Genomic DNA, 25,126 nt, shown 5'->3' on the forward strand with positions numbered 1-25,126 from the left:
TGATGGCTAACCTAACCCATCGTTTTCTAGAGAAACACAAAAAGCTAGAGCGCAATGTGAGCTTGCTTTTCGTATTCTCACTTCTCGCCGTGCTTGTTGGCGGCATTGTAGAAATCGCACCGCTTTTCTATCTCGAAAATACAATTGAGAAAGTTAAAGGCATGCGGCCCTACTCTCCTCTCGAATTGGCTGGTCGGAACATTTATGTGCGTGAGGGATGCTATGTCTGTCATAGCCAGATGATCCGTCCGTTCCGTGATGAAGTGGAGCGCTATGGCAATTACTCGCTTGCTGCCGAAAGCATGTATGACCGTCCATTTCAATGGGGATCAAAACGTACAGGTCCAGATCTAGCACGTGTGGGTGGGCGTTACTCAAATGAGTGGCATGTCCAACATTTGACTGATCCGCAATCTGTTGTGCCTGAATCAATCATGCCAAAATATGGATTTCTTACTGAGCAAGCGTTGGATGTTCGTGACCCTGCAGCGCATCTCATTGCCAACCGGCGCGTAAGTGTTCCCTACACCGATGACATGATTGAGAACGCAAGCGCCGATATGAAGGTTCAAGCAGAGATTGATGGTGATTGGGATGACCTATTGGCACGCTATCCGAAAGCTGTTGTCGGTGACTTTGACGGTGATCCAAAACGTTTGACCGAAATGGATGCTCTTGTCGCCTATTTGCAAATGGTGGGTACGCTTGTGGATTTCTCCACTTACGAACCTGACCTATCATCCCGCTAGGAGCCTAAGCATGGAACTTTCTTACCAAACCATGAGAACCTTCGCTGACAGCTGGGGCCTTCTCTACATGTTTATTATATTTTGCTTCGTCGTTTTTTGGACATTCAGACCAAGCTCTAAACCGATGAATGATGATGCTGCCCAAATACCTTTTAAGGAGGACAATTGATGTCCGAGAACAATGAAACTGACGATATCACAGGCGTTGAGACCACGGGTCACGAATGGGACGGCATCAAAGAACTCAACAACCCTCTTCCGCGCTCATGGCTCTGGGGCCTTTATGGAACGATTGTCTTTTCTATCGGCTATGTCATTGCCTATCCAGCTTTGCCGCTTATCAACTCCTCGACGGCTGGTTTGCTCGGATGGTCAAGTCGCCAAAATGTTGCAAATGACATTGCAGCTTTAGAACAGGGACGCGAGTCACTTGGCCAAGATCTTGTTGCGACAGATCTCAACAAAATTTCAGGCAATCCTGACCTTATGCAATTTGCACTTGCGGGCGGTAACTCTGCCTTCAAAGTCTATTGTTCACAGTGTCATGGTGCGGGTGCGGCCGGCGGCGGCATTTACCCTAATCTGGTAGACGATGACTGGATTTGGGGCGGCACCGTTGATGATATTTATCTTACGCTCAAACATGGCATCCGCTATGAAGCGGACGAAGATACCCGTTATTCACAAATGCCAAATTTTGGTGCTGATGGTATTCTCGAACGCGATGCGATCAAGGACGCGGCTTGGTATGTTCGTAGCATTTCTGGGCAGGAAGCGGACCTCGAAGCAGCTGAACGTGGTGCGATAGTTTACCAAGATAATTGTGCAGCCTGCCACGGCGATAGCGGCGAAGGCATGCACGATTTAGGTGCGCCTGCACTTAATGATGCTATCTGGCTTTACGGTGGATCGCATGAAGAAATCGTTGCGCAAATTTCCAAACCAAAGCAGGGCGTTATGCCAGCTTGGGGTGATCGATTGTCTGAAGCCACAATTCGTCAGCTCTCACTTTACGTTCACAGACTTGGCGGCGGCGAAAAATAATGCCTAGACCCAAGATCACTTTGATCTGGGTCAAAGCTCATTACGCATATTAATGCCAAAGATGCACCATCAACGTTGAAAGTAGTCTCATGTCTGATGGAATAGCTAAAGAACCGATACAGCTCTACGAAGCCCGTAAGAAAATTCATCCCAAGCGGGCAACGGGCTCGTTTCGGCGCTTTAAATGGATCGTCATGGCGATCACACTTGCGATTTATTATATAACACCGTGGCTCAGATGGGACCGCGGTGAATTCGCACCCGATCAAGCTGTGTTGATCGATATTGCTAATCGCCGCTTTTACGCTTTTTTTATCGAGATTTGGCCGCAAGAATTTTACTTCGTTGCAGGCATGCTCGTCATGGCAGGCATAGGCCTGTTCCTCGTCACCTCAGTGGTTGGCCGTGCTTGGTGTGGATATACTTGCCCGCAAACAGTTTGGACTGATTTATTCCTCGTGGTCGAGCGCTACTTTGAGGGAGACCGCAATGCGCGTATCAAACTTGATAAGGACCCTTGGAGTTTTGATAAGCTAAGGAAACGTGTTCTCAAACATACTACTTGGCTTATAATAGCAGTTGCAACCGGCGGTGCATGGATATTTTATTTTGCCGATGCCCCTACTCTTCTTCGTGATCTGGTTACAGGTCAGGCCCATTATGTTGCCTATGCCACTGTCGCCGTATTGACGACAACGACCTATGTTTTTGGCGGGCATATGCGTGAGCAAGTTTGCAATTACATGTGCCCGTGGCCGCGCATTCAAGCCGCTATGTTGGATGAAGATTCACTTGTAGTTACTTACAATGATTGGCGAGGTGAACCGCGCACTCACGGCACCAAAAAGGCAGAAGCCAGTGGCGAAGCGCATGGTGACTGCATTGATTGCAATGCTTGCGTTGTGGTTTGTCCTGCGGGAATTGATATTCGCGACGGCCAGCAGATGGAATGTATAACATGCGCTCTTTGTATCGACGCATGTGATGACATTATGGGTAAGATCGGCCGCCCAACGGGGCTAATCTCATATTCGACCCTTAACGACTATAACGCCAATATGGCACTGGCAACAGATCCAGAGAGCGCCACACTAAACCCTGATCTGGTGCGCGATAAAGATGGTAAGTTTGTTGATGCGATTAAGCACTTTGATTGGCGCATATTCTTAAGGCCTCGTACGCTTCTATATTTTTTCATTTGGGTGAGTTTGGGCCTCGCTTTGCTGTTTGCGCTTAGTCAACGTGACCGCATGACCATCAGCATTCAGCACGACCGTAATCCGGTATTTGTAACATTGAAGGATGGTTCCATCCGCAATGGTTACAATGTGAAAATTTTGAACATGATACCGGAAAAACGTCTGATCCATCTATCGGTTGAAGGACTTGAAGGTGCAGTCATGACAGTCAGCGGCATTGAAGGAGCGCCTGCAAGTTTTGCAACAGTTCCTGTCGATCCTGACCAAGTACGCTCTCTGCGTGTCTTTGTCCGTCAATCACCTGAAAATATAAAGTCAGGGCAAACGCCGTTCTCATTTATTGCCACAGATCAGCAGTCCAATGAGGTTGATACCTACAGCACCGTTTTCGATGCACCGGAGTAAGCAGATGAATACTTTGAAAAATATATTCGCACCTCGAGTGTTTTCCGGCTGGCATATGTTTGGTGTCATTGCGTTGTTCTTTGGGACAATCATATCGATCAACATTGTGCTGGCGTTTAATGCAGCAGGCACATGGACCGGACTGGTCGTGAAAAACACTTACATTGAGAGCCAGAATTTCAATAGCAGGGTTGCTGATCTAAACGCGCACAAACCTTTGGGCTGGAAGATCGCAATTTCCTATAATTCTGATCAATTGAAAATATCGGCACATGACAACACCGACACATTCATTAAGAGCGCCGTTGTTTCTGGCTATCTTGGTAAGCCTGTTCACGAACATGACGATCAAACGATCATATTTGGCGAAGCAAACGGCGCATATGTTTCCGAAGTCAGCTTGTCAGATGGCCTCTGGCAAATACAGCTACAGATCATTGATAGTAAGGGGCTGACTTTTGTTGAGACCAAGCGCTTTACTATCACCAATGGCGTGGGAAATTAGCTATGTGCAACATGTGTGGCGGTCTTGCCGAATATGTCGTTGATGAAAGCGTTGAACGTCAAAACTCTCAACACTATGTGCTTTCTGTGCCGGACATGTCGTGCGGTGCTTGCATATCTAAAATAGAAAACTCAATGCGCCGTTTAAAAGGCGTTTATCAAGCTCGCGCAAACCTTACTTTGAAACGTTTGGTTGTCGAAACGGATGAAACCGTAGACTGCCAGAAGCTTATTGATCTGCTTAAAGAAAACTCTTTCACAGCATTTCGAATTGAAGAAAATGACCGCACCGAAAGTGAAGAAGATACGCGTTCGAAACGTTTGCTCCGAGCGCTTGCCGTGGCTGGATTTGGTGCGGCCAATATTATGCTGCTGTCCGTTTCGGCGTGGTCTGGTGCGACAGATGCAACCCGCGACCTTTTCCATTTAATCTCCGCAGTCATTGCGGTTCCTGTCGTTGCTTATGCAGGGCAACCATTTTTCCGCTCGGCTCTGGGCGCTCTACGCGCTGGACATGTGAATATGGATGTACCGATTTCGCTGGCTGTTTTGCTGGCGCTCGGCATGAGTATTTTTCAAACACTTACCAGCAAACCGGAGGCTTATTTCGATGCGGCAGCGATGTTGCTCTTCTTTCTTTTGATCGGCCGCTATCTTGATCAGCGAATGCGCTCACGTGCCAAAAGCTCAGTCATCTCGCTTGGCAAATACGCTACGCGTGAGGCAGTGGAAGTTTTGCCATCCGGTGACACACGCTTAGTCGCAGTCGGTGACATTACAAAAAAAATGCGTCTGCGTATATTTGCTGGCGCACGGTTTCCCGTGGACTGTAAAATCATATCCGGCTCCTCTGATGTTGACCGCTCCATGGTAACCGGTGAAAGCGAAGCGGTCGCGCTATCACCAAACATGCAAATCGAAGCTGGTGCCTTAAATTTGACTGGTGTGCTGGACGTCGAGGCGATTGAGGTTGCCGACAAGTCTTTTCTCGCTGAAATAACACGTATGTTGGATGCTGCGGAACACGGCAAAGGCAATTATGTGCGTATTGCTGACCGTATGGCGCGCATTTACACACCCGCTGTTCATGCGTTTGCATTTCTCGCTTTTGCAAGCTGGATGATCACGACGCACGGAGACTGGGAACACTCACTTCTCGTGGCGATTGCTGTTTTGATTGTAACATGTCCTTGCGCCTTAGGATTAGCGGTCCCTGTGGCGCATGTCGTGGCCGCATCAAGGCTGGTGCGCAACGGTATTTTGATGCGTGATGGCTCTGCACTTGAGCGTCTAGCAGAAGCGGACTTTGCCGTATTCGACAAAACCGGAACGCTTACTGATGGCGTAAAAATGGTCATCGGCAGTGATGGTATGGGCGCAAAAGAAAAGCCAATGATTGCATCTTTGGCCAATTGCTCGACCCATCCTTCTGCCAAAGGCATCAGCGATTTTCTAAAAGGCAGCGGAAGCGTTCTGCTATCCGATATTGAGGAGCTGCCGGGCAAGGGCATTAAAGCCATATGGAACGGCAAAGAAATACGTCTTGGCCAAATGGAATGGGTGCTTGAGATTGCAAATCGGCAAAACTTAAACGAGGCAGAAAAGTCTACCGCGTTCGCAATACAAGGCGGCAATCTGGTGACTTTTGACTACCGCGAAAATGTGCGCTCATCCGCTTATCAAACGATCAAAGATCTTCGTTCTTTAGGAATTGGAAGCACGCTTCTTTCAGGCGATACACAAGCCACTGTGGAACGCATTGCCCGTGATATGCCGTTTGAACAAGTGCTAAGTGAACACACACCACAAGCAAAACTGAAATTCCTTGAAGGCCTGCACGCAGAGTCTGGGCTCAAAACAATTATGGTTGGAGATGGTATCAACGATGCCCCTGCTCTGGCAGCAGCGCATGTTTCGTTTGCCCCTTCAAGTGCGACTGATATCGGCCGCCAAACTGCAGACTTTATCTTAACACGCGACGACCTTACGGCGATTACATTTGCACGGAACATCGCGGTAAGGACAAACCGTGTTGTGCGGCAAAATTTTGCACTCGCGCTTGTTTATAATTGCATTGCTGTACCGCTCGCAATTTTAGGATTTGTGACGCCGCTGATTGCAGCCATTGCAATGTCACTTTCTTCGATCATCGTGATAAGCAATTCACTGCGCCTATTAAGGGGTGAGAACATGGTTATCGACAAGCAAGTGATAACGACAACGACCCTCTCTCCAACCGAAGAATTAGCAGCATGAACCAGCTTCTATTTCTTATTCCAGTTGCACTTTTTCTGGGCGGCATAGGCCTCGCGGCCTTTATGTGGTGCATCAAGCACGGCCAGTTCGACGATCCAGAAGGCGCTGCGGAAAGAATTTTGCAGGATGATGAATAGGGTAAACTGCATCTCTCCACGTGTTCCTAGACACCCTGCGAGTTTAGTTTTCGCTGATTTTGTTACTGGCGTAGGAAAAGTATTTTCAGCCAATGTGGACACAAAGGCTAAAACAAAAAGGGGCGCCAAAGGCGCCCCGAATATCATTATTTAAAATGAATTACTCTGCAGGTTCAGCAACCGCTTTAGGCTCCACATAATTGTGATGCGCCTTAACTGGCCGAATAAACAAATTCGCAAAGAACCCAATGACCAACAATGCAGCCATGCAATACATGGTCGTATTATACAGGCTTGGTGTTGGATCAATTGTGCCTTGTGGAGCTATCTCCATGAGCCTTGCAATCGTCACGGTTTTTGCTGCGGCCAATTGATCAAGTTGAGCGAGCGGTGCGCCGAATTTTTCAGCAAACGCAGACGCATCAACTTTTGATGCCAGATCGCTAATCGCCCGATTAACAGACATTTCGCGTAGCGATGTGATTGCCAAAGGCCCAAGCACACCTGCAGTTGACCATGCGGTCAGCAAGCGCCCGTGGATGCCGCCAACATGCATCGTACCGAACATATCTGCCAAGTAAGCAGGAATTGTCGCAAACCCACCGCCATACATTGAGAAGATAATCATCGTCGCAACATAAAAACCAATGAGGTAGATTGTTGATCCACCAGCAGCGCCGGCAGTCGCAAAATACGGAATAGACAAGTAAAGCAACGTGCCCAGCACAAAGAAGCAATGATAGGTGTTTTTGCGTCCGATGTAATCTGACGTTGATGCCCAGAAAAACCGTCCACCCATGTTAAAGACTGAAATCATCAATACATAAGTTGATGCAAAAGAAGCTGTCACAATGAGCGGCATTGTGGTGCCATAAATTTCAGACATCATTGTTTTTGCAACACCGATCACACCGATACCGGCGGTCACGTTAAAGCAAAGCATAACCCACATTTGCCAAAATTGAGGTGTTTTTAGCGCTTGATCGATATGCACATTGTCTTTTGTGATCATACCTGATGCGGCAGGTTTTGGTTCCCAGCCTTCAGGTTTCCAGTCTGCAGCAGGAACGCGGAAGCTGAACGCTGCAATCACCATAACAATGAAATATACAATACCAAGCGTCATGAATGTTGATGCAGCGCCAGTATTGCCTGTGCCCACGACATAGACGCCCGCTTCTCCGCCACCTGGCAAGCTAGCTGCCTGTGCTGCAGATGCGATGACAACTTCTACCTTACCAGCGGCAGATTCTACAAAAAGCCGTCCAGCTTCTGTCACGGTCGCTACAGTATCGCTTGCACCAAGATATTCCGGCGCTTTGGAGAAAACTGACAACAGCCAGCCTTTGACCGGCGCTGCGATCATCGCGCCGCCGCCAAAGCCCATAATCGCCATGCCAGTTGCCATGCCGCGGCGGTCAGGAAACCAGCGAATTAGAGTTGAGACAGGCGAGACGTAGCCCAGACCAAGACCGCAGCCGCCAAGAACACCATAGCCAAGATAAATGAGCCAAAGTTGATGGCTTGCAATGCCAAATGACCCAATGATAAAGCCGCCGCCCCACAAGAATGCAGCGACAAGACCGACCATGCGCGGTCCTACTTTTTCTAGCCATTTACCCGCAAATGCAGCTGCCAGTCCTAAGAAAACGATGGCAACGGAGAAAATCCAAACAACGGAGCTGAGGCTCCAGTCATTCGCCGCAGAAGCAACAACACCCAGCTCTCTGGTTAGAGGCGGGTTAAAAACAGACCAAGCGTATACCGAACCAATACACAAATGAATAGCGATGGACGCAGGCGGCACTAACCAGCGGTTGAAACCGGGCTTCGCGACAATGTTTTCTTTCATCAAGAAACTCAAAGCGCCGCCGGAATTAGCATTACTCATGGAATTCTCCTCCCATTTAAATCCCGTCGACAAGCTGCAATCTCCCACCACAGCATTCGACACTTAACGCAGTTTTTAGCGTTACGGAAACTTAGGAGGAACGTCTTGATTGTCAACAAATTTATTATTACATATCAATATGTTAGGTGGAAAATTTGTCTTAAGAAATCTCTACGACTCAGCGTTATTAGTCATCTTGTCTGAGATGCCCGCTGATAGGCGTATCGAATGGGACATTTTGTCCTTAATCGCCAAATTTAGCCGCAGGAAGATTTATTGTGAAACGGCTGCCGGCACCGAATTTTGACCGTACTGATATCTGACCATTAGCCCGACTCACAAGGGTTTGGCTAATTGAAAGGCCAAGTCCTGTGCCCTGCCCGTACTTGGTTGTGAAAAACGCATCGAAAATACGTTTCACTTTGTCAGGCGGAATGCCTGCCCCCGTATCCTTGACAGAAATCTCTACTTCTTGATCGTTGGAGGCCACACACAAAGACAAGGTGCCGCCCTCTGGCATGGCCTGAACAGCATTGAGTATGAGATTTACAATGACTTGTTGCAGTTCTGTTCGCGACATTAAAACGCAAAGCTCTTGATCTAATTCTTTACGAACTTCGATTTCTTGAGCTTCGATCTGATGAGCCGTAAGCACCAAGCAATCGCTGACAACTTCAGCTGGAAAAATGATATTAGCGTCGCCTGAATATTCTTCTGGCCGCGCAAATTGCAAAAGCTTGGATACAATAGAGCCGATTCTATATACTTGATCGTCAATCAGCTTAAACTCTGTTTTTGCAACATCAACATGCGACCCCAGCAATGTGCGTGCCACATCCAAATTACCTTGAATGACTGCAATGGGATTATTGATTTCATGTGCAACGCCTGCCGTGATTTCACCCACAGCGGCAAGCTTTTCAGATATGATCAGTCGCTCTGTTGTCTGCTCAAGCCTGCGGTTGCTTTCGAGCAAATCGCGCGTGCGCTCCTCAACCTTCAAATTGAGTTGTTCACCCCATTGGCGCAATTGCCGGTCGCGTTCCTGCACCTGGTCTAATAGATCATCGAGATGGCCAGCAACTTGTGCAATCTCGTTGTCATCATCTTGCGGCATGTTGCGCGCTTCCAGATCACCGGCCTCAACACGTAACATTGTTTGGGTCATGCGTTCCAAGGGCAGAAAGATACGCCCTGCCCAACGCAAGAAAATCGGAACTGATACGGCCGTAATCAGCAAAAACAGAAAAACCACAAGCAGTGCTGAATTGACTTTAGCCTGCCGAAACGGCGCTTCGAGAAAACCGACATAAAGCATGCCCACGGCTTTGCCGCGGCTATCAGTAATTGGCTCATACGCTGAGATGTACCAATCATTGACCACAAAGGCGCGGTCCAACCAAGTTTGTCCTTCATCAAGAACACGGTTGCGCACTTGCGCCGAAACGCGCGTACCAAGTGCACGCACGTTTTCAAACAAGCGCACATTGGTTGAAATTCGCACATCTTCCAGAAACAGTGTCGCCGTACCTTCACTGCCCTCGGGAAGGCTGTTTTTCTGATAAACCAGCGCATTGATCGTATCAATAAAATCAAGATTTCGGTTGAGTAGAAGTCCGCCGACCAACGCAGCTTTTCTGCCACCATTAAGTGTCACAGGTGCAGCTGTATGGATCACCATCCCTCGATCTTCAACCGTCCGCGCTGTTGGAACCGCTGCTTGTGTCGTCACTAACGCAATTGTGGCACGCTCAGTAAGACTGGAATTGAGAATATCTAATTCTTCCGGCGTAAAAATATCGACAGCACTTTGCCAAGTTCCATTAATCGCATTTTGAACGACAGGCCATTTGGATACATCAACCCCATCTGGCCCAACATTGCCCTCTGTCAAATAGAGGAAATCTAGCCCTAATTCCTGTTGGACTTGCTCAAGAAATTTAGCCGTATCTTCTGGTTTTAAAAAAGCATTTTGCAGGGATACAGACTGGGCAATTGCGTCTAGCCGCTCACCTGAATTTTCAAGTAGACGCGCTAAATACTGGTCCGCAATTGTCAGATCACCATTGACCTTTGTAATCAAAAGATCGTCGATTTTTCCAGCCCAGCGAGCCATTGTACTGCCAAGCATAATCGGCATTAGAACAAGCATTGGCAGAAGTGCGATAACAAGCAACCGCACCCGAACAGAGCGCAAGATGCGCATCAGGGCCGTCATCGCTTAAAGTCCCCATGTCGCGCATTTGCGATCAATCGTTTTACGTGACACGCCGAGACGGCGCGCTGCTTCAGAACGGTTGCCACCGACTAATTCTAAAGCCTGCAAAATTTTCTCGCGTTCCACGTGTTCCAACGTTTCGATTTGCTCTTGGCCTTTTGCTGGAGGCGACAAAGTTTCGTGAGGAAAGTGGCCGTAAATCAACGAGCGTTCGATAAAATTTCGCAGCTCACGGATATTGCCGGGCCACGTGTGCCGCAACATAGCTGCACGGGTTGCCGGATCAATTTCTAATGGAGGCAAGCTCAAGCGGGAGGAAATATCATCAAGGAATAGTTCCGCCAGAACGATGACATCTGTTTCGCGTTGGTTAAGCGGCGGCATAACAATTTCAAGTATGTTGATACGAAACAGCAAATCTTCGCGAAAGTGTCCTTTGGCCACCTCTTCAGACAATGAGGCACTGGTTGCTAGCACAAACCGTAAGTCCAATTGTATATCGCGTTCTGTTCCGACCGGACGCACCATTCCATCTTCCAACACACGTAGCAAAGCTGATTGCGCCGATAAGCTTAGCGCCGACACTTCATCAAGAAAGACTGTCCCGCCGCGTGCTGACGGCAATAATCCTTCACGGGCAGATACAGCGCCCGGAAATGCTGCCGCGACATGGCCGAACAATTCAATCTCGATCATATCGGCTGGTATTGTCGCGCAGTTGATTGCCACAAATGGCATGTCAGCACGCGACGAAGATACATGCATATGACGCGCGGCCACTTCTTTGCCAGAGCCAGATGCGCCAGTTATCAATACTGGAGTGGCAACATTTTTGACCCTATCGAGGGTATCACGCACTGCTGCAATCGTCTTAGATTTACCGATAAGTTGGCTACGTCTTTTGCGTCCAATATCGGCGGTATCAAGCTCACGTAGCAGCAACATATTCTCGCGTCTTAGCTGTGCCATCTGGATGCAGCGCCGCACCGCATTGAGTATTTGATTTGAGCGAAACGGCTTGAGCACAAAGTCAGCCGCACCTGCGCGAATAGCTTGAATTGCTGTTTCAAGATCAGCATAAGCCGTGACCATAATTGTATCGGTAAACCCGCCTTGCGCACGCTGCTCGGCAAGCCAATCAATGCCCTTTTTGTCCGGCATCATATTATCGAGAATCATCACGTCAAAATGGTTCTGCGTGAGCAAAGCGCTGGCACTGGCCACGTCTTTGGCTTCAGCCACAAATTTGCAATAAGGGCTTAGTGTCTTGACCATGAAATTGCGCATACCAGGTTCGTCATCGACGACTAGAATACTTGCCTGTTTTAGCTTTTCGGTCAGGCCAACCGTCTGAATATCTTCGCTCATTTTCACTAAAGTCTGAGCCCTGCAGCTAAACAAGTAATGTGTTCAGATATTTTATAAGAATGACTTCTCCCATTACAGAACAGTCTTATCGATGCTTTGGCGACGAACAAAACCATTTTGCCTCCTGTAAAAAAGTCCAACCACTATCGGCTTTAGACTTTGGGAATTTCCCATATGCTTCCAGTCGGGCATAGATTGTCACAAATTTTCCTGTGGCGCCACTTCGACGTCAGTCTGCGGGCATCCTAACATATGAGCAGGCATCCAAGGCAAGCGGTGAAAGGCCTTTTCCGCCCGCGTCCACATGCTCAAACAATTGTATGCGCATGCGAGGTTCCCAGAAATCATTAATGTGATCAGCAACTTTTTTAGCCTGCCCCGTACCGGGCTGTGTTTCAAAAAAAGTGGCTATTTGATTGGCCATTGAGACCATTTTTTCAGGCTGCATCAGAGGCTCCGATTAAAATTCGTTCAGGGTGTGAATAGACATCAAACCCGCCGCCGCGCGCAAAGGCTGCGAGGGTGAGTTGAGCACCTCTTGCAATTCGCAATGCGTGAGCAGTGGGTGCAGAAACAGCGATAAGAACAGGGCAACTTGCAATGACTGTTTTTTGGACCATTTCCACCGATACACGCGATGTTAAAACAATGGCTCCTTGCGAAGCATCAATATTGTTTTGCGCCAATGCGCCGATCAACTTGTCCAATGCATTGTGCCTGCCAACATCTTCGCGCACAAGCAACATGCCTTGACTTGGCAGCATAAATCCTGCGGCATGCACCGCATGCGTTTGATCGTGTAGCGGTTGATGATCGCGCAAGGCAGAGGTTGCGCAAGCGACTTCACTTTTAGACAATCTCGGTCCAGTGCGCTCGAGCACTGGCAGAGGTCTGATCGCTTGTTCAAGGCTATCAATACCGCACAGCCCGCACCCGACAGGGCCAAGCATATTACGCCGCCGTGCCTGCATTGCTTTGACACGGTCGTCCGCCAACTGAAACCGTGCCTCAAGACCAGATTCATGCGGCACGATCTCAAAGCTCTCGACTTGATCTAGCCGTTCAATGAAGCCTTCGGTTAATGCAAAACCAAAGGCAAAGTCTTTCAAATCAGCGGGCGTCGCCATCATTACCGCTGCAGTTGTACCGTTGAACACAATGGCCACGGGCGTTTCTTCAGGCAGATTTCGCGCAACATCATGCGCACCCTCATGCTGAATAGAAAGGCCCACCATGCTTTGTGTGGCACTCACAGCCATGGCTATTCTGCCGCCGGTAGAATACGCCGTGATTGCTCAGCTTGCGCGTTATACTCTTCCTGCCAATCCGTAGGACCATTTGACTGAGAAACCTGTACAGCAGTCACCTTGTATTCAGGGCAGTTTGTTGCCCAATCTGAAAAGTCGGTGGTGATGACATTGGCCTGTGTGTCAGGATGATGGAAGGTTGTATAAACAACCCCCGGCGACACACGGTCCGTTATTTTGGCGCGTAATGCAGTCTCGCCTGACCTCGAAGCCAGTTTGATAAAATCGCCATCATTAATGCCGCGCAATTCGGCATCGTGTGGATGAATTTCCAAAACGTCCTGATCGTGCCACGCCACATTGGCTGTGCGGCGTGTTTGCGCCCCCACATTATACTGCGACAAGATACGTCCTGTTGTAAGAAGCAGCGGGAAACGTGGTCCTGTTTTTTCTTCGGTTGCAACATATTCAGTTACAATAAAGCGTCCTTTGCCGCGCACGAACCCATCGACATGCATTAAAGGCGTGCCCTCCGGAGTGCTCTCATTACACGGCCATTGGATTGACCCTTTTTCATCTAAGAGCTCATAAGTGACATTTGCGAAGCTTGGCGTTGTCGCAGCAATTTCTTCCATAATCTGAGACGGGTGCGTGTACTGCCAATTTGCTCCCATGGCATTGGCCAAAAGCTGAGTTACTTCCCAATCTGCGTAACCATTACGCGGTGCCATTACTTTTCGAACACGGTTGATGCGGCGCTCAGCATTGGTGAACGTACCTTCTTTTTCAAGGAAGGTAGAGCCTGGCAAAAACACATGTGCGTAATTCGCCGTTTCATTTAAAAACAGATCATGCACGATGACACATTCCATTGCGGCTAAACCAGCAGCAACATGCTTCGTGTCAGGGTCTGATTGCAGAATATCCTCACCTTGGCAGTAAAGCCCTTTGAAGGTGCCTTCGACTGCGGCATCAAGCATGTTAGGAATACGCAAGCCCGGTTCAGGGTCGATTTTAACGCCCCATGCATCCTCGAAGATATTGCGTACATCTTCGTTTTTAACATGGCGGTAGCCTGGCAATTCATGCGGGAAAGAACCCATATCGCACGAACCTTGAACATTGTTTTGCCCACGTAGCGGGTTCACGCCAACACCCTTGCGCCCCACATTTCCGGTGAGCATTGCAAGGTTGGCAATGCCGATCACAGTGGTCGACCCTTGGCTGTGTTCAGTCACACCAAGGCCGTAATAGATCGCGCCATTGCCGCCTGTTGCAAACAAACGCGCCGCTGCGCGCAGTTCAGCAGGATCAACGCCAGTCAGCAGTTCATTTGCCTCTGGGCTATGGCGCGCATTAGAAATAAAATCAGCATATTCTTGGAACTCGTCCCAGTCACAGCGCTCTCGAATATAGGCTTCATCCATCAACCCTTCGGTCACAATCACATGCGCCAGCGCAGATACGACAGCCACGTTTGTGCCAGGGCGAAGCGGCAAGTGGTGCGCAGCATCAATATGTGCGGATTTAACCAGATCAATTCGGCGCGGGTCGATAACAATCAGTTTGGCACCGGCACGTAGGCGCTTTTTCAAACGGCTGGCAAAAACAGGATGACCATCGGTTGGGTTAGCGCCAATAACGATAACGACATCTGTATGTTCGACACTGTCAAAATCTTGCGTGCCAGCCGACGTGCCAAATGTTTGGCCCAAACCATAACCAGTGGGTGAATGGCAAACCCGCGCGCAGGTGTCGGTGTTATTGTTCATAAAAACACCGCGCGCGAGTTTTTGGACCAGAAAGGTTTCCTCATTCGTACAACGTGAAGAGGTGATAACACCGATAGAGCGGCGTCCATGTTTTTCTTGTAAGCCGCGCATTCGGTTAGCGGCGAAAGTAAGCGCTTCGTCCCAGCTAACCTCCTGCCATGGCTCATCAATGCTGTCGCGGATCATCGGGTTTAAAATACGGTCGTTATGCGTTGCATAGCCATAGGCGAAACGCCCCTTAACGCAGGAATGGCCACGGTTAGCCTTGCCGTGTTTGTAAGGCGTCATGCGAACCAATTCGTCGCCATTGAGTTCGGCTTTGAACGAACAGCCAACACCGCAATAGGCGCACGTGGTTATGACCGAGCGTTCTGGTGTTCCCAATTCAATAACGGATTTTTCCTGCAAAGTTGCTGTTGGGCAAGCTTGCACACACGCACCGCAACTCACACAATCAGATGCCATCGCGTTGTCTGTTTTTGCGCCAAAGGATACCCGGCTGTCAAAACCTCGCCCTTCAATTGTTAGCGCGAAAGTACCCTGCACTTCTTCGCAAGCACGTACACAGCGTGAGCAGACGATACATTTGGCTGGATCATATGTGAAATAAGGATTGGATTCATCTTTAGGAATATATTGCGGGTTTCCTAAATCACCCATTGGCGCTCGTGCGCGGGCATCACCCTGCGCCAGCGTTCCGTTGCCTGAAATATCATAATGGTTTTTGCCCGATTTATAACGCACATCGCGCAGGCCAACCATGCCAGCCATATCTTGTAATTCGCAGTCATTATTGGCACCGCACGTTAAGCAATCCAATGGGTGATCCGAGATATAAAGCTCCATCACACCGCGCCGGATATCTTTCACTCGGCTCGATTGGGTGCGCACCTGCATGCCTTCTGCAACAGGAGTGGTACAAGAGGCAGGTGTGCCGCGCCGCCCGTCAATTTCGACAACACAAAGACGGCATGATCCAAAGGCTTCAACGCTGTCTGTGGCGCATAATTTCGGAATTTTTAGTCCAGCCTCAGATGCGGCACGCATCACAGATGTGCCTTCCGGCACCGTCACGTCAAAGCCATCAATCGTCAATGTAACCGGTGCACCCTCTTTTGCAGGTGTGCCCATATCGCGGTCATCGTGGATGAAAGATTGTGTCATTCTGCTGCCTCTTTGATGGTCGCGAAATCATTGGGGAAATGTGTCAATGCCGACATAACTGGGAAAGGCGTGAAGCCACCCAGCGCGCATAGCGAGCCGTCTTTCATTGTTTCACAAAGATCGGTCAGGATTGGAATTGCAGAACTATCACCGCGCTCAATGCGGTCGATAGTTTCCACACCGCGCACAGAGCCGATACGGCACGGCGTGCACTTTCCGCAGCTTTCCACAGCACAAAATTCCATCGCAAAACGTGCCATTTTCAACATATCTGTCGTGTCATCAAACACCACGATCCCAGCGTGACCGATTAGCCCACCCTGACCGTCGAACTCTTCATAGCCAAATGGCGTATCAAATTTTGAGAGCGGCATATAAGCGCCAAGTGGCCCGCCAACTTGAACTGCTTTTACGGGCCGGCCAGACGCAGTGCCGCCAGCAATTTCGTTAACCAATTCGCCCAGCGGCATGCCAAAAGCTGTCTCAAATAGACCGCCATGTTTCACATTGCCTGCAATCTGAATAGGCATTGTGCCTTTCGAGCGTCCAAGACCAAAATTGGCGTAATGCTGCGCGCCCTTTTCAAAAATTACAGGCACGGTCGCCAAGCTTATGACGTTGTTGACAACGGTTGGCTTGCCTAAAAAACCTTCCAATGCTGGCAATGGTGGCTTGGCACGCACGACGCCGCGTTTACCTTCCAAAGAATTGAGCAGCGAGGTTTCTTCGCCGCACACATAAGCACCCGCACCAACGCGGATTTCCATATCAAAGGCTTTGCCAGAGCCTAAAACATCATCACCGAGCAATCCTTTTTGCTGCGCAATATTGACGGCCTTGTTCATAATATTGATGGCGTCTGGATATTCTGAGCGCAAATAAACATAGCCTTTGGTTGCACCCACACCAACGCCAGCGATGATCATGCCTTCAATCAAAGTGAAGGGATCACCTTCCATGATCATACGGTCAGCAAAGGTACCACTGTCACCTTCATCGGCATTGCATACGATATATTTTTGTTCGGCGGCAGCGCCAAGGACAGTGTTCCACTTGATGCCGGTTGGAAACCCTGCACCACCGCGACCCCGCAGGCCGCTATCGGTTACTTGACTGATGATTTCTTCACCCGTCATGCTAAGCGCCTTGCGCAATCCGGCAAGGCCGCCATGCGCTTCATAATCATCCAAATCAAGTGGATCGATAATACCGCAGCGTGCAAAAGTCAGCCGTGTCTGACGCGCGAAGAACGGGATATCTTCAACCGCGCCCAGCCCCTCAAGCGTTCCATCCAGCAGTGCAGACACATTTTCTGGTGTTACATTACCAAAAGCTTTGCGTCCTTCACCGGCATCAATTTCCACCAATGGCTCAAGCCAAATCATACCACGCGAACCATTGCGGATAAGTTCAATCGTAAGGCCGCGTTGCGCTGCTTCTTGGCGAATTGTTTCGGCAACCTCATCGGCGCCAAGTGCTTTTGCAGCACTGTCTAATGGAACATAAATTTTCATGCGCCAGCCTCTTTGAGAAGTGTTGCCATTTTTGCCGTATCAACACGGCCAACGACTTTGTCATCAACCATTGCGGCTGGTGCGCAGGCACAAAGTCCCAAGCAATAAACAGGCTCAATCGTCACAGCGCCGTTGATCGTTGTGCCGTGCCAATCCAAACCCAGCTTAGCCAAGGTCTCATCGGCAAGGGTATTAGCGCCCATTGCTTGGCAAGCTTCCGCACGGCAAATTTTGACAACATGACGACCTGCAGGTGCCTCACGAAAATCATGGTAAAATGATATGACCCCGTGCACCTCGGCTTTTGAGATATTCAATGCATCAGCAATAAGCGGAACAGCATCTTCTGGAACATACCCAAAAGCAGATTGAATCGAATGAAGGATCGGCAACATCGGCCCTTCCGATTCAAGGTGCTGATCAATCAACACACCTATTTCGTTATCCGCGGGAGCGGATTGCAAGTTTTTCATAGTGGCACCTAAGAAGTTTCCTCACTTCGTTTGTATGGTGTCACATTATCTTAAATCAATATTGGTTTCCCGTTAGCCGATTGAATTTCTCAATCGTTCAGAATTGATATTTGCCGCGCTTCACTCAACAACGCCTGCAAAATAGGGGTATGTGGCTCATGATAAGGCGCAACCAACCCCACACTAGGGCTGAGTGTAGTGCCTGACATGGGGATGAGATTTAGAGGTTTTCCACGGGTCAAAAACTTTGCAAGCTCAATAGGAAGCACTGTCAGCCAGTTATTATCTTCAACATTGGCCACCAAAACGACGGTTGAGTTAGACTCAAGCCATGCATCGGCCGTTGCACCAGCATCGCGAAAGTGCCGATTAATGATCCGCCGATTCTGATTATCCGGCGTTAAAAGGCACAGTTTTTCACCTTCAAGTTCTTTCCAGCCAACAGATGATCGGTTCGCAAACTGGGAATTTTTACTGCAAATCAGCATATAGCTTTCACGGTAAAGCGGCTCTGTGCTCACGCGTCCCGTAGGTTCATTATCAAGGTAAGTTATGCCTGCATCCACATCGAGATTGTCCATCATTGACAAGATGTCAATTGAGGTTCGCGACAGAACTGTGAACCGTACTTTCGGGTGCTTTTGGCTAAAACTTGCGCTTAATTTTGCGGCCCAAGTCAAAGCTGTCGGGATGACGGCAACACGCAACTGTCCCGCAAGGCCGTGCTTCTTATAACGCATTTCATCTTTTAGTTGCCGAGCATCGCTAACGATGCGGCGCGCCCAAACAAGCGCGCTTTGCCCTTCTGGCGTCAGGCCACCAAACCGCGAACCACGGAAAACCAGCTTAATTCCAAGTTGCTCTTCAAGGTTCTTAATACCTGTAGATAGTGTGGGTTGAGTAATGCCCAAACTGTCAGCCGCTTTGCCAAAATGCTCCGCTTTCGCAAGAGCAATAAACATTTCTAGCTTATCAAGCATAAACGCCTCCCCCAAAGTTCGCTATTACAATCAACTTATAAGAGGTTGATAGAAAACCTCAATTGATAATCGCAAACTTTAAGAGCCCTATAATGGGGCTTACGAGAATAAGGGTGCGCAAAATGACGGATAAAAATTCAGAGCCGCGCTAAAACCGCCTCATATATTTACCCCTCAAAACAATTATGACCGGCATTACCGGTCATAATATTTCATTCAGTAACGTTGAAGCTTAAGCAGCTTGCCGGTATTCGGCTTCCAAGCTTTTTGACCACCCAGCATACCATGTCTCAAACAGTTTTAACTGTGCTTCAGCATAGCCGCGTTGGCTTTCGCTTAACTCATCTGTTTCATTGAAATGCAAAGTATATTCTTTGTCGCCCTTCAACACCATCATGTGTTTGAAGTACAAAACAAGATCCGGTCCTTCATCAAAAGCCGAAAGAGCAGCGAGTGCACCTTCAAGTTCCAGCGCGAGGCGGCGGGCATAAACGTCACCCTTCGCAGCAAGCTGGCTAAGCGATGCAAGATGCAGCACTTGCTTTGGCAAAACACAGCCAATGCCAGTGATCGCGCCCACGGCACCACAATTAACAAAACCATGGAACACACATGTATCCACGCCAATCATGAGCACGACTTCATCATCACGGCTTGTAATGTTTTCCGCCGCATAGGTCATGTCATCAGCGCCGCCAAATTCCTTGAAACCAACAAGGTTTGAATGTTCTGCGCGCAATGCGAAGAACAGATCGGCACGTGTAGCGAACCCATAATAAGGGCTATTGTAAATAACAGCTGGCAAGTCTGGCGCAGCGCCAAGAATTGCCTTGAAATGATTTTTCTGAGCCGCAGTCGATGAACCACGCGACATAACACGCGGTATAACCATGAGACCATTTGCGCCTACTTTTTGCGCGTGCGCAGCATGTGCGACCGCTGCAGCAGTATTCATTGCTCCAGTTCCAACAACGACAGGAACGCCAGCTTTAACCAAGCGCTCAACGCCTTCCATCCGCTCCTCATCCGAGATCAATGGCCAGTCACCCATTGAGCCACAATAAACAACCGCAGACATGCCTACAGCAATCAATTCCTTACCTTTACGTACCAACGCATCAAAATCTGGTGTGCGGTCGTCTTTGCAAGGTGTCATCAGTGCTGGCATGCAGCCGGAAAAAATCTTCGCGTCCATTTGGTTTCCTTATGCTTAAAGTGCAAGGCTTCCCCCTGCTTAGTGCAATAAAATCAATATGTTTGATCATCATAATATCACTTGTATTTTATTTGTCGACAAGAATATTAGAGGTCGCAAAGATTTTCGCATCATTTTCGGATGCAACACACTATCTTTGTGACGTAAGGTAAACCCTAGAGGTCGATTGGCCGTCTGCGGTCACGGGCCATGAATTGCTGAATCTGTATGACGATCTGATCCGCATGCTGAGCTGCCAGCTTATCAGCGGATGCAACATCATGCGCTTCAATCGCAGCAATCATATCATCATGTTCAGCCACATATCGCTTTGGCAATTGGTCATCAAAAGATGAGTAATAGATACGTAAGATTCGCCGACCTTCATCCAGCAAGCGGAAAAAGAGGCCGGTATAGTAAGGGTTTTTTCCTGCTTCAGCGATTGCCGCATGGAAATCACGGTTCGTGGCAATCATAGTCAGAGCATCCTGTGCCTGAACTGCCTTTGTGAACTTAATCTGTAGATTACGAATAATCTCAAGATCTTCTTCGGTTCTGTTTTCTGCAGCCAACCTGGTTGTCACACGATACATCAAGCTCAAAGCATCAAAGAATGTATGCAGATTCAAAAAATCAATATTTGAAACCATGGTTGAACGATTCGGAAGTGTTGTCACCAAACCTTCACTGGCCAGTTTAACAAGCGCTTCACGAATGGGTGTGCGGGACATGGATAGGCGTTCAGCCAATTGGATTTCATCAATCGGACTGCCCGGCGGCAATACCAAATCCAAAATATCATCACGCAAAATCTCATAGACGAATTTGACGCCTTGTCCGCGTTTTCTTTCTGGCACTGGACGCATTAGATTATTATCCATTCTCACACCCTCATTCTGCATAAACGTCTATGGCAGCAGTTTAGAAAAAATGGAAGAGCATGGCTGCAATCATCTTGCACCCCAACTATCAGACAGTCGGTAGCCTTCAGGCCAAGGGTCACTTGGGTCTAACATATGTTGATGAATACCGCTTATCCAACCGCGCCCTGAAATTTCAGGAATAATTGCAGCCGTATCGCCAACCTTTGTTGTCTCTAATATGCGTCCATTAAATGTTGAGCCAAGAACAGATACGGCGGTTAGGTTTTCGCCAACAGCCATTTGTCCACGTGCATGCAAAACTGCCATTCGCGCTGACAATGCCGTACCTGTTGGAGAGCGATCAACTTTGCCCGGCTGTATCGCAACAGCTGCCCCAGCACGAAGACCATCCGGTCCCCGCTCTAACGGCCCGGCAAAAAGACAGAATGAAAAATGCCGCCAATCAGGCATCGTCGGATGCTTAAATTCCAATGCCTCATTAGCAGCATTGGTGATTTTAACGCCCAAACGCGCAATGTCATGGGCTTCGTCTGGTTTAAGATTAAGGCCCATCGCCGCAGCATCAACAATTACAAAGCTATCACCACCAAAAGCGGTATCGACTGTTAATGTCGGCAGTCCTTCGACTTCAAGCTTTTGATTAAGCGGCCCTGCAAAGCTTGGCAAGTTTTGAACGAAAATACGCTCTGCTTTACCGCCGCGACATTCTGCGCGAACACGAACCAGCCCGCCTGGCGCTTCCAGCACCAGATGGGTTTCAGGTTCTTGCATTGGAATTAATCCGCCATCAAGCAACACGGTTGCAACACAAATCGAATTTGAACCCGACATCGGCGGCGTGTCTTCTGGCTCCATAATGATAAAAGCTGCATCTGCTTCTGGGTGGCGCGGTGGCACCAACAAATTAACATGCCGAAACACGCCGCCGCGCGGTTCGTTCAAAACAAAGTTGCGCAAAGTTTCATCGCGCGCAATCCAGCGGCTTTGTTCCCAAACCGTATCGCCGGGCGGCGGCAATACACCGCCGACAATGACATCACCAACTTCACCTTCTGCATGGGCAGAAATGACATGAACGGTTTTACAGCTGCGCATGATGAATTCTCACTTATTTTAAAACCCGACAAGACGGTCCGGCAACCAAGTTGCAAGCGCTGGGAAAATAACAATCAAAGCCAATGTCAATAATTGTAAAGCGATAAACGGTAAAACGCCTTTACACATTTGCCCATAAGTCATGTTCGCGGGCGCAATAGATTTCAAGTAGAAAATCGAAGAGGCCATCGGCGGCGTCAAATAGCCCGTCTGAATAACGATGAGCACCAATGTTGCAAACCAGACTGGGTCAACGCCCGCGCTGCGTATAAACGGTGTGAACAACGGCACACAGATCAGAACATTCGCCGTCCAATCAAGAACAAAGCCAAGAACAAACACAACCAGTAGGAAGAACACAATCATGCCGGTCGTGCCGAGCCCTGCACTGTCAATAAAGTCTCTTATCAGACTAGCACCACCATTGGCCGCAAAGACTCCCATGAACATTGTGCCCGCTGCAACAATCAACAAAATCATAGCGGAAATACGCACTGTAATGCTGAGAGACTCAGACAGTACGTTCCAACTAAAGCGGCGGTTGGCCACGCATAATAGCAACGCACCTGCTGCGCCAACGGCTGCAGCTTCTGTTGGAGAAGCAATGCCGCCAAGAATGGAGCCCAACACAGCAAAAATGAGCAAGAACACAGGCACCAATGTCACAATGGTCGCGCGTATTTTTTCACCAAACGAAACGTCAGGTTCAGCTTCGTCATCGACATGCGGCTCGACAGGGTAAATCAAACCATGAATGGCAATATAGGCCAGAAACAGGACCACCATAAGAAGACCCGGCAACAGCATACCAGCCAGTAATTTGCCCACTGACATTTGCGCCAAAGAGGCATACATCACCGCGATTACTGACGGCGGTATCATGGTGCCAAGCGATCCTCCGGCACAAATGGTACCAGCGATTAGACTGTTATCATATCGCGCGCGTTGCATAGCAGGAATTGCCATCATGCCTATCATAACTTCGACAGCACCGACGACACCTGCAGCTGCGGCAAAAATTGCGCCCATGATAATGGTCGCAAGCGCAAGACCGCTCGGCAATTTTTTCAGCCACATGTTCAATACAATAAATAGCCGCTCTGCAATTCCTGACCGCTCTAACAAAGCGCCCATAAGGATAAACATGGGAACAGCAGATAAAATAAAGTTTGTTGAAGCTGAATAAAACGAACCATAAATCTGGTTAAATGCTACATCACCAAAGGCCATTAAGCCTGCGCCAACCGCGACGATAGTGAGAGAAAAAGCAACTGGAATACCAAGAAGAATAAGCGCAAACAGCGCGGGGAACATCAGTGCTGCAGTTAGCATATCACGTCTCAATCTTATATGAATTTTGTGTTTTAGTCGCAGAGAATGCTCGCATTCCCTCGATGGCTAATTGTAGCGTTAAGGCTGCCAATCCGATTGCTAGTGCGCTGTAAAACGGCCACATCAGCGGTGCCCAAGGGCTTACATGCTCCACCTCTCCGGTCATCCATGCCCGCCAAGTTCTATAACTTGCGACATAGGTCAGTAATCCAAAAATCGGCGTTAGCACCAACAGAAAAACAATCCCGTCAATTGCACCGCGTATGCGAGCTGGAAGCTTAGACGAGAGAAAATCTATGCGTACATGGGCGTCTTCGCGAAGTGCTTGAGCAGCCCCTAAAATGAACAGAGCGCCAGTGCTCATGTATGCAATATCAAAGGCCCAAAGTGTTGGCGCGCCAAATGCATAGCGCGCCACAACTTCATACAACATGGAGCCAATCAAGATCAGAACCATAGCCTGTGATGCATATCCCAAAATGGCGGAAATAGTGTCCACGGCTGCGAATAGAGTTCTTTTCATGATTGCCTCCTTGTTTGTTAGTTGCCGTTACGGATCAAATAGCCGCTTTGTGCAGTCCAACGCGCCTGATAAGCTAAGTACTCAGCAAGAGTTTCTGCCATCTGGCCTTTGCCAGCTTCTTTTTCGGCTTCAGCTTTCTTCTTGATCCAATCGACGCCAGCTGCATTAAGCTCGTCGATGAACGACTGATCGAGCGTGATGACTTCTGCCTTGCTGCCTGCAAACACTTCCATTGCTTTCATGTCATTGTCATAAAAGTTGTATAGTGATTGAAATGTTGTCAGTTCAGCTGCGGCTTCCATTTTAGCCTTTAGCTTGTCATCAAGCGCGTCCCATCTTTCCTGCTTAACAACAACTTCCCACACGAATGTTGGCTGATGCACACCAGGTGTAATGATGTAAGGGGCAACTTCATGAAACCCTTCTGGAAGGTTGGCTGAAGGTGGTGCCCACTCAATTGCGTCAACGCCTTTACGCTCAAGCAAAGTGTAAATCTCACCTGGTGGCACAACTGTTGGAACGGCACCAAAGTAATCGCGCGTCACTTCAGCCCATGGGCCTGCTGTACGATACTTAAGACCCTTCAAGTCCTCAGCACTGCGGATCGGTTTGTTGGCATGCGCCATAACTTCTGATGAACCAATGCCAACAACAAGCGACTTGAAGCCTTCTGCTGCACGCATCTCTTCAAGCTTTTCTTTGCCGCCGCCTTCATACATCCAAGTTGCATGTGCTTCTGGACCCATTCCGCCCGGAAAGCCGCAAAAAACTGCGTTCATCGGATCTTTGTTGACACTGAAGCAAGGTGTTGAATGGCCAGCTTCAACGATGCCATCGCTTACACCATCATAAACCTGCAACGCAGGAACCAAAATACCAGCACCGAATGGTTGAATCTCAACTGCGCCATCGGTCAATGTTTCAACATTATCCGCAAACCGTTCGAGAAAGTTCACATAGAACGGTGAACCTTCCGGAACGGAAGTAGGGACACGCCACGTCACTTCCTGCGCATTAGCTGCAAAGGAAAGCGCGGACAGCCCTGCCAACAATCCCGCTTTGAGAAAAAATTGCTTCATATTGAACTCCTTGTTTCAAATTACAAATTCAAGAGTACATAATGTATTTTATTTGTCGACAACTTTTTCAAATAAAATTTTTTGTAGGAATAATCCT

The 25,126-nt window shown here is 48.7% G+C and carries 22 protein-coding genes; 7 read left to right on the plus strand and 15 right to left on the minus strand.

The window, feature by feature from the left end:
* The first annotated feature begins 2 nt into the window (after window positions 1-2).
* From ccoO to ccoS, 7 genes are all read left to right on the plus strand, one after another.
* On the plus strand, window positions 3-749 hold the full coding sequence (gene ccoO / locus C504_RS0106270; protein WP_018688464.1) for a cytochrome-c oxidase, cbb3-type subunit II: 747 nt from the start codon (window positions 3-5) through the stop codon (window positions 747-749).
* A gap of 10 nt (window positions 750-759) precedes the next feature.
* Window positions 760-918, plus strand: coding sequence for a cbb3-type cytochrome c oxidase subunit 3 (locus C504_RS0106275; protein WP_018688465.1), 159 nt, complete (start codon window positions 760-762; stop codon window positions 916-918).
* Complete coding sequence (ccoP, locus tag C504_RS0106280) at window positions 918-1,793, plus strand: cytochrome-c oxidase, cbb3-type subunit III (protein ID WP_018688466.1); 876 nt, start codon at window positions 918-920, stop codon at window positions 1,791-1,793. The genes C504_RS0106275 and ccoP overlap by 1 nt, the downstream gene beginning before the upstream one ends.
* Window positions 1,794-1,882: 89 nt before the next feature.
* Window positions 1,883-3,397: a cytochrome c oxidase accessory protein CcoG gene (gene ccoG / locus C504_RS0106285; RefSeq protein ID WP_018688467.1), complete on the plus strand. Its 1,515-nt coding sequence runs from the start codon at window positions 1,883-1,885 to the stop codon at window positions 3,395-3,397.
* 4 nt (window positions 3,398-3,401) lie between these two features.
* Window positions 3,402-3,902 carry a FixH family protein gene (locus C504_RS17345; RefSeq protein WP_018688468.1) on the plus strand — a complete coding sequence of 167 codons (501 nt, stop codon included), beginning with the start codon at window positions 3,402-3,404 and terminating at the stop codon, window positions 3,900-3,902.
* Window positions 3,903-3,904: 2 nt separating this feature from the next.
* Window positions 3,905-6,157, plus strand: a complete 2,253-nt coding sequence (locus C504_RS0106295; protein ID WP_018688469.1) for a heavy metal translocating P-type ATPase — start codon at window positions 3,905-3,907, stop codon at window positions 6,155-6,157.
* On the plus strand, window positions 6,154-6,294 hold the full coding sequence (gene ccoS / locus C504_RS0106300) for a cbb3-type cytochrome oxidase assembly protein CcoS (protein ID WP_018688470.1): 141 nt from the start codon (window positions 6,154-6,156) through the stop codon (window positions 6,292-6,294). Before C504_RS0106295 ends, ccoS begins: the two co-directional genes overlap by 4 nt.
* A gap of 160 nt (window positions 6,295-6,454) precedes the next feature.
* Here ccoS and C504_RS0106305 read toward each other — a convergent pair whose 3' ends face one another.
* The 15 genes from C504_RS0106305 to dctP all read right to left on the minus strand — a co-directional run bounded on the left by C504_RS0106305 (window position 6,455) and on the right by dctP (window position 25,029).
* The gene (locus C504_RS0106305) at window positions 6,455-8,185 is read right to left on the minus strand and encodes an OFA family MFS transporter (RefSeq protein ID WP_018688471.1); all 1,731 of its coding nucleotides are present in this window, start codon (window positions 8,183-8,185) and stop codon (window positions 6,455-6,457) included.
* Between the two features lie 244 nt (window positions 8,186-8,429).
* Entirely contained in the window at window positions 8,430-10,403 is a 1,974-nt protein-coding gene (locus C504_RS0106310) for a sensor histidine kinase (RefSeq protein WP_018688472.1), read from the minus strand.
* A gap of 3 nt (window positions 10,404-10,406) precedes the next feature.
* A complete protein-coding gene (locus C504_RS0106315; RefSeq protein WP_018688473.1) occupies window positions 10,407-11,771 on the minus strand; it encodes a sigma-54-dependent transcriptional regulator in 1,365 nt (454 codons plus the stop codon).
* Between the two features lie 229 nt (window positions 11,772-12,000).
* Window positions 12,001-12,219, minus strand: coding sequence for a formate dehydrogenase subunit delta (locus C504_RS0106320; RefSeq protein ID WP_018688474.1), 219 nt, complete (start codon window positions 12,217-12,219; stop codon window positions 12,001-12,003).
* Window positions 12,209-13,030 (minus strand): formate dehydrogenase accessory sulfurtransferase FdhD, encoded by an 822-nt coding sequence (fdhD, locus tag C504_RS0106325; protein ID WP_018688475.1) that lies wholly within the window; start codon window positions 13,028-13,030, stop codon window positions 12,209-12,211. The genes C504_RS0106320 and fdhD overlap by 11 nt, the downstream gene beginning before the upstream one ends.
* Before the next feature lie 2 nt (window positions 13,031-13,032).
* A complete protein-coding gene (gene fdhF / locus C504_RS0106330; protein ID WP_018688476.1) occupies window positions 13,033-15,954 on the minus strand; it encodes a formate dehydrogenase subunit alpha in 2,922 nt (973 codons plus the stop codon).
* A complete protein-coding gene (locus C504_RS0106335) occupies window positions 15,951-17,468 on the minus strand; it encodes a formate dehydrogenase beta subunit (RefSeq protein ID WP_018688477.1) in 1,518 nt (505 codons plus the stop codon). Before C504_RS0106335 ends, fdhF begins: the two co-directional genes overlap by 4 nt.
* The gene (locus tag C504_RS0106340; protein WP_018688478.1) at window positions 17,465-17,941 is read right to left on the minus strand and encodes a formate dehydrogenase subunit gamma; all 477 of its coding nucleotides are present in this window, start codon (window positions 17,939-17,941) and stop codon (window positions 17,465-17,467) included. Before C504_RS0106340 ends, C504_RS0106335 begins: the two co-directional genes overlap by 4 nt.
* Window positions 17,942-18,030: 89 nt before the next feature.
* Complete coding sequence (locus C504_RS0106345) at window positions 18,031-18,921, minus strand: LysR family transcriptional regulator (protein WP_018688479.1); 891 nt, start codon at window positions 18,919-18,921, stop codon at window positions 18,031-18,033.
* Between the two features lie 232 nt (window positions 18,922-19,153).
* Window positions 19,154-20,116 (minus strand): dihydrodipicolinate synthase family protein, encoded by a 963-nt coding sequence (locus tag C504_RS0106350; RefSeq protein ID WP_018688480.1) that lies wholly within the window; start codon window positions 20,114-20,116, stop codon window positions 19,154-19,156.
* Between the two features lie 176 nt (window positions 20,117-20,292).
* Complete coding sequence (locus C504_RS0106355; protein ID WP_018688481.1) at window positions 20,293-20,997, minus strand: GntR family transcriptional regulator; 705 nt, start codon at window positions 20,995-20,997, stop codon at window positions 20,293-20,295.
* 69 nt (window positions 20,998-21,066) lie between these two features.
* Window positions 21,067-22,095 carry a trans-3-hydroxy-L-proline dehydratase gene (locus tag C504_RS0106360; protein WP_018688482.1) on the minus strand — a complete coding sequence of 343 codons (1,029 nt, stop codon included), beginning with the start codon at window positions 22,093-22,095 and terminating at the stop codon, window positions 21,067-21,069.
* Between the two features lie 18 nt (window positions 22,096-22,113).
* Window positions 22,114-23,427, minus strand: coding sequence for a TRAP transporter large permease (locus C504_RS0106365; RefSeq protein ID WP_018688483.1), 1,314 nt, complete (start codon window positions 23,425-23,427; stop codon window positions 22,114-22,116).
* Between the two features lies 1 nt (window position 23,428).
* Window positions 23,429-23,950, minus strand: a complete 522-nt coding sequence (locus C504_RS0106370; protein WP_018688484.1) for a TRAP transporter small permease subunit — start codon at window positions 23,948-23,950, stop codon at window positions 23,429-23,431.
* Window positions 23,951-23,967: 17 nt separating this feature from the next.
* Window positions 23,968-25,029, minus strand: a complete 1,062-nt coding sequence (gene dctP / locus C504_RS0106375) for a TRAP transporter substrate-binding protein DctP (protein ID WP_018688485.1) — start codon at window positions 25,027-25,029, stop codon at window positions 23,968-23,970.
* Between the last annotated feature and the right edge of the window lie 97 nt (window positions 25,030-25,126).

The organism is Ahrensia kielensis DSM 5890, from assembly GCF_000374465.1.
Classification (GTDB): Bacteria; Pseudomonadota; Alphaproteobacteria; order Rhizobiales; family Rhizobiaceae; genus Ahrensia; species Ahrensia kielensis.

Excerpts from the sequence above, each read along its gene's own strand:
- ccoG (WP_018688467.1), top strand. The coding sequence starts at position 1,883 with ATGTCTGATGGAATAGCTAAAGAACCGATACAGCTCTACGAAGCCCGT.
- dctP (WP_018688485.1), bottom strand. The coding sequence starts at position 25,029 with ATGAAGCAATTTTTTCTCAAAGCGGGATTGTTGGCAGGGCTGTCCGCG.
- C504_RS17345 (WP_018688468.1), top strand. The coding sequence starts at position 3,402 with ATGAATACTTTGAAAAATATATTCGCACCTCGAGTGTTTTCCGGCTGG.
- C504_RS0106345 (WP_018688479.1), bottom strand. The coding sequence starts at position 18,921 with ATGCTTGATAAGCTAGAAATGTTTATTGCTCTTGCGAAAGCGGAGCAT.
- C504_RS0106335 (WP_018688477.1), bottom strand. The coding sequence starts at position 17,468 with ATGAAAATTTATGTTCCATTAGACAGTGCTGCAAAAGCACTTGGCGCC.
- C504_RS0106340 (WP_018688478.1), bottom strand. The coding sequence starts at position 17,941 with ATGAAAAACTTGCAATCCGCTCCCGCGGATAACGAAATAGGTGTGTTG.
- C504_RS0106355 (WP_018688481.1), bottom strand. The coding sequence starts at position 20,997 with ATGGATAATAATCTAATGCGTCCAGTGCCAGAAAGAAAACGCGGACAA.
- C504_RS0106310 (WP_018688472.1), bottom strand. The coding sequence starts at position 10,403 with ATGACGGCCCTGATGCGCATCTTGCGCTCTGTTCGGGTGCGGTTGCTT.
- C504_RS0106360 (WP_018688482.1), bottom strand. The coding sequence starts at position 22,095 with ATGCGCAGCTGTAAAACCGTTCATGTCATTTCTGCCCATGCAGAAGGT.
- C504_RS0106315 (WP_018688473.1), bottom strand. The coding sequence starts at position 11,771 with ATGAGCGAAGATATTCAGACGGTTGGCCTGACCGAAAAGCTAAAACAG.
- C504_RS0106350 (WP_018688480.1), bottom strand. The coding sequence starts at position 20,116 with ATGGACGCGAAGATTTTTTCCGGCTGCATGCCAGCACTGATGACACCT.
- C504_RS0106365 (WP_018688483.1), bottom strand. The coding sequence starts at position 23,427 with ATGCTAACTGCAGCACTGATGTTCCCCGCGCTGTTTGCGCTTATTCTT.
- ccoS (WP_018688470.1), top strand. The coding sequence starts at position 6,154 with ATGAACCAGCTTCTATTTCTTATTCCAGTTGCACTTTTTCTGGGCGGC.
- C504_RS0106320 (WP_018688474.1), bottom strand. The coding sequence starts at position 12,219 with ATGCAGCCTGAAAAAATGGTCTCAATGGCCAATCAAATAGCCACTTTT.
- C504_RS0106370 (WP_018688484.1), bottom strand. The coding sequence starts at position 23,950 with ATGAAAAGAACTCTATTCGCAGCCGTGGACACTATTTCCGCCATTTTG.
- C504_RS0106305 (WP_018688471.1), bottom strand. The coding sequence starts at position 8,185 with ATGAGTAATGCTAATTCCGGCGGCGCTTTGAGTTTCTTGATGAAAGAA.
- fdhD (WP_018688475.1), bottom strand. The coding sequence starts at position 13,030 with ATGGCTGTGAGTGCCACACAAAGCATGGTGGGCCTTTCTATTCAGCAT.
- C504_RS0106275 (WP_018688465.1), top strand. The coding sequence starts at position 760 with ATGGAACTTTCTTACCAAACCATGAGAACCTTCGCTGACAGCTGGGGC.
- C504_RS0106295 (WP_018688469.1), top strand. The coding sequence starts at position 3,905 with ATGTGCAACATGTGTGGCGGTCTTGCCGAATATGTCGTTGATGAAAGC.
- ccoO (WP_018688464.1), top strand. The coding sequence starts at position 3 with ATGGCTAACCTAACCCATCGTTTTCTAGAGAAACACAAAAAGCTAGAG.
- fdhF (WP_018688476.1), bottom strand. The coding sequence starts at position 15,954 with ATGACACAATCTTTCATCCACGATGACCGCGATATGGGCACACCTGCA.
- ccoP (WP_018688466.1), top strand. The coding sequence starts at position 918 with ATGTCCGAGAACAATGAAACTGACGATATCACAGGCGTTGAGACCACG.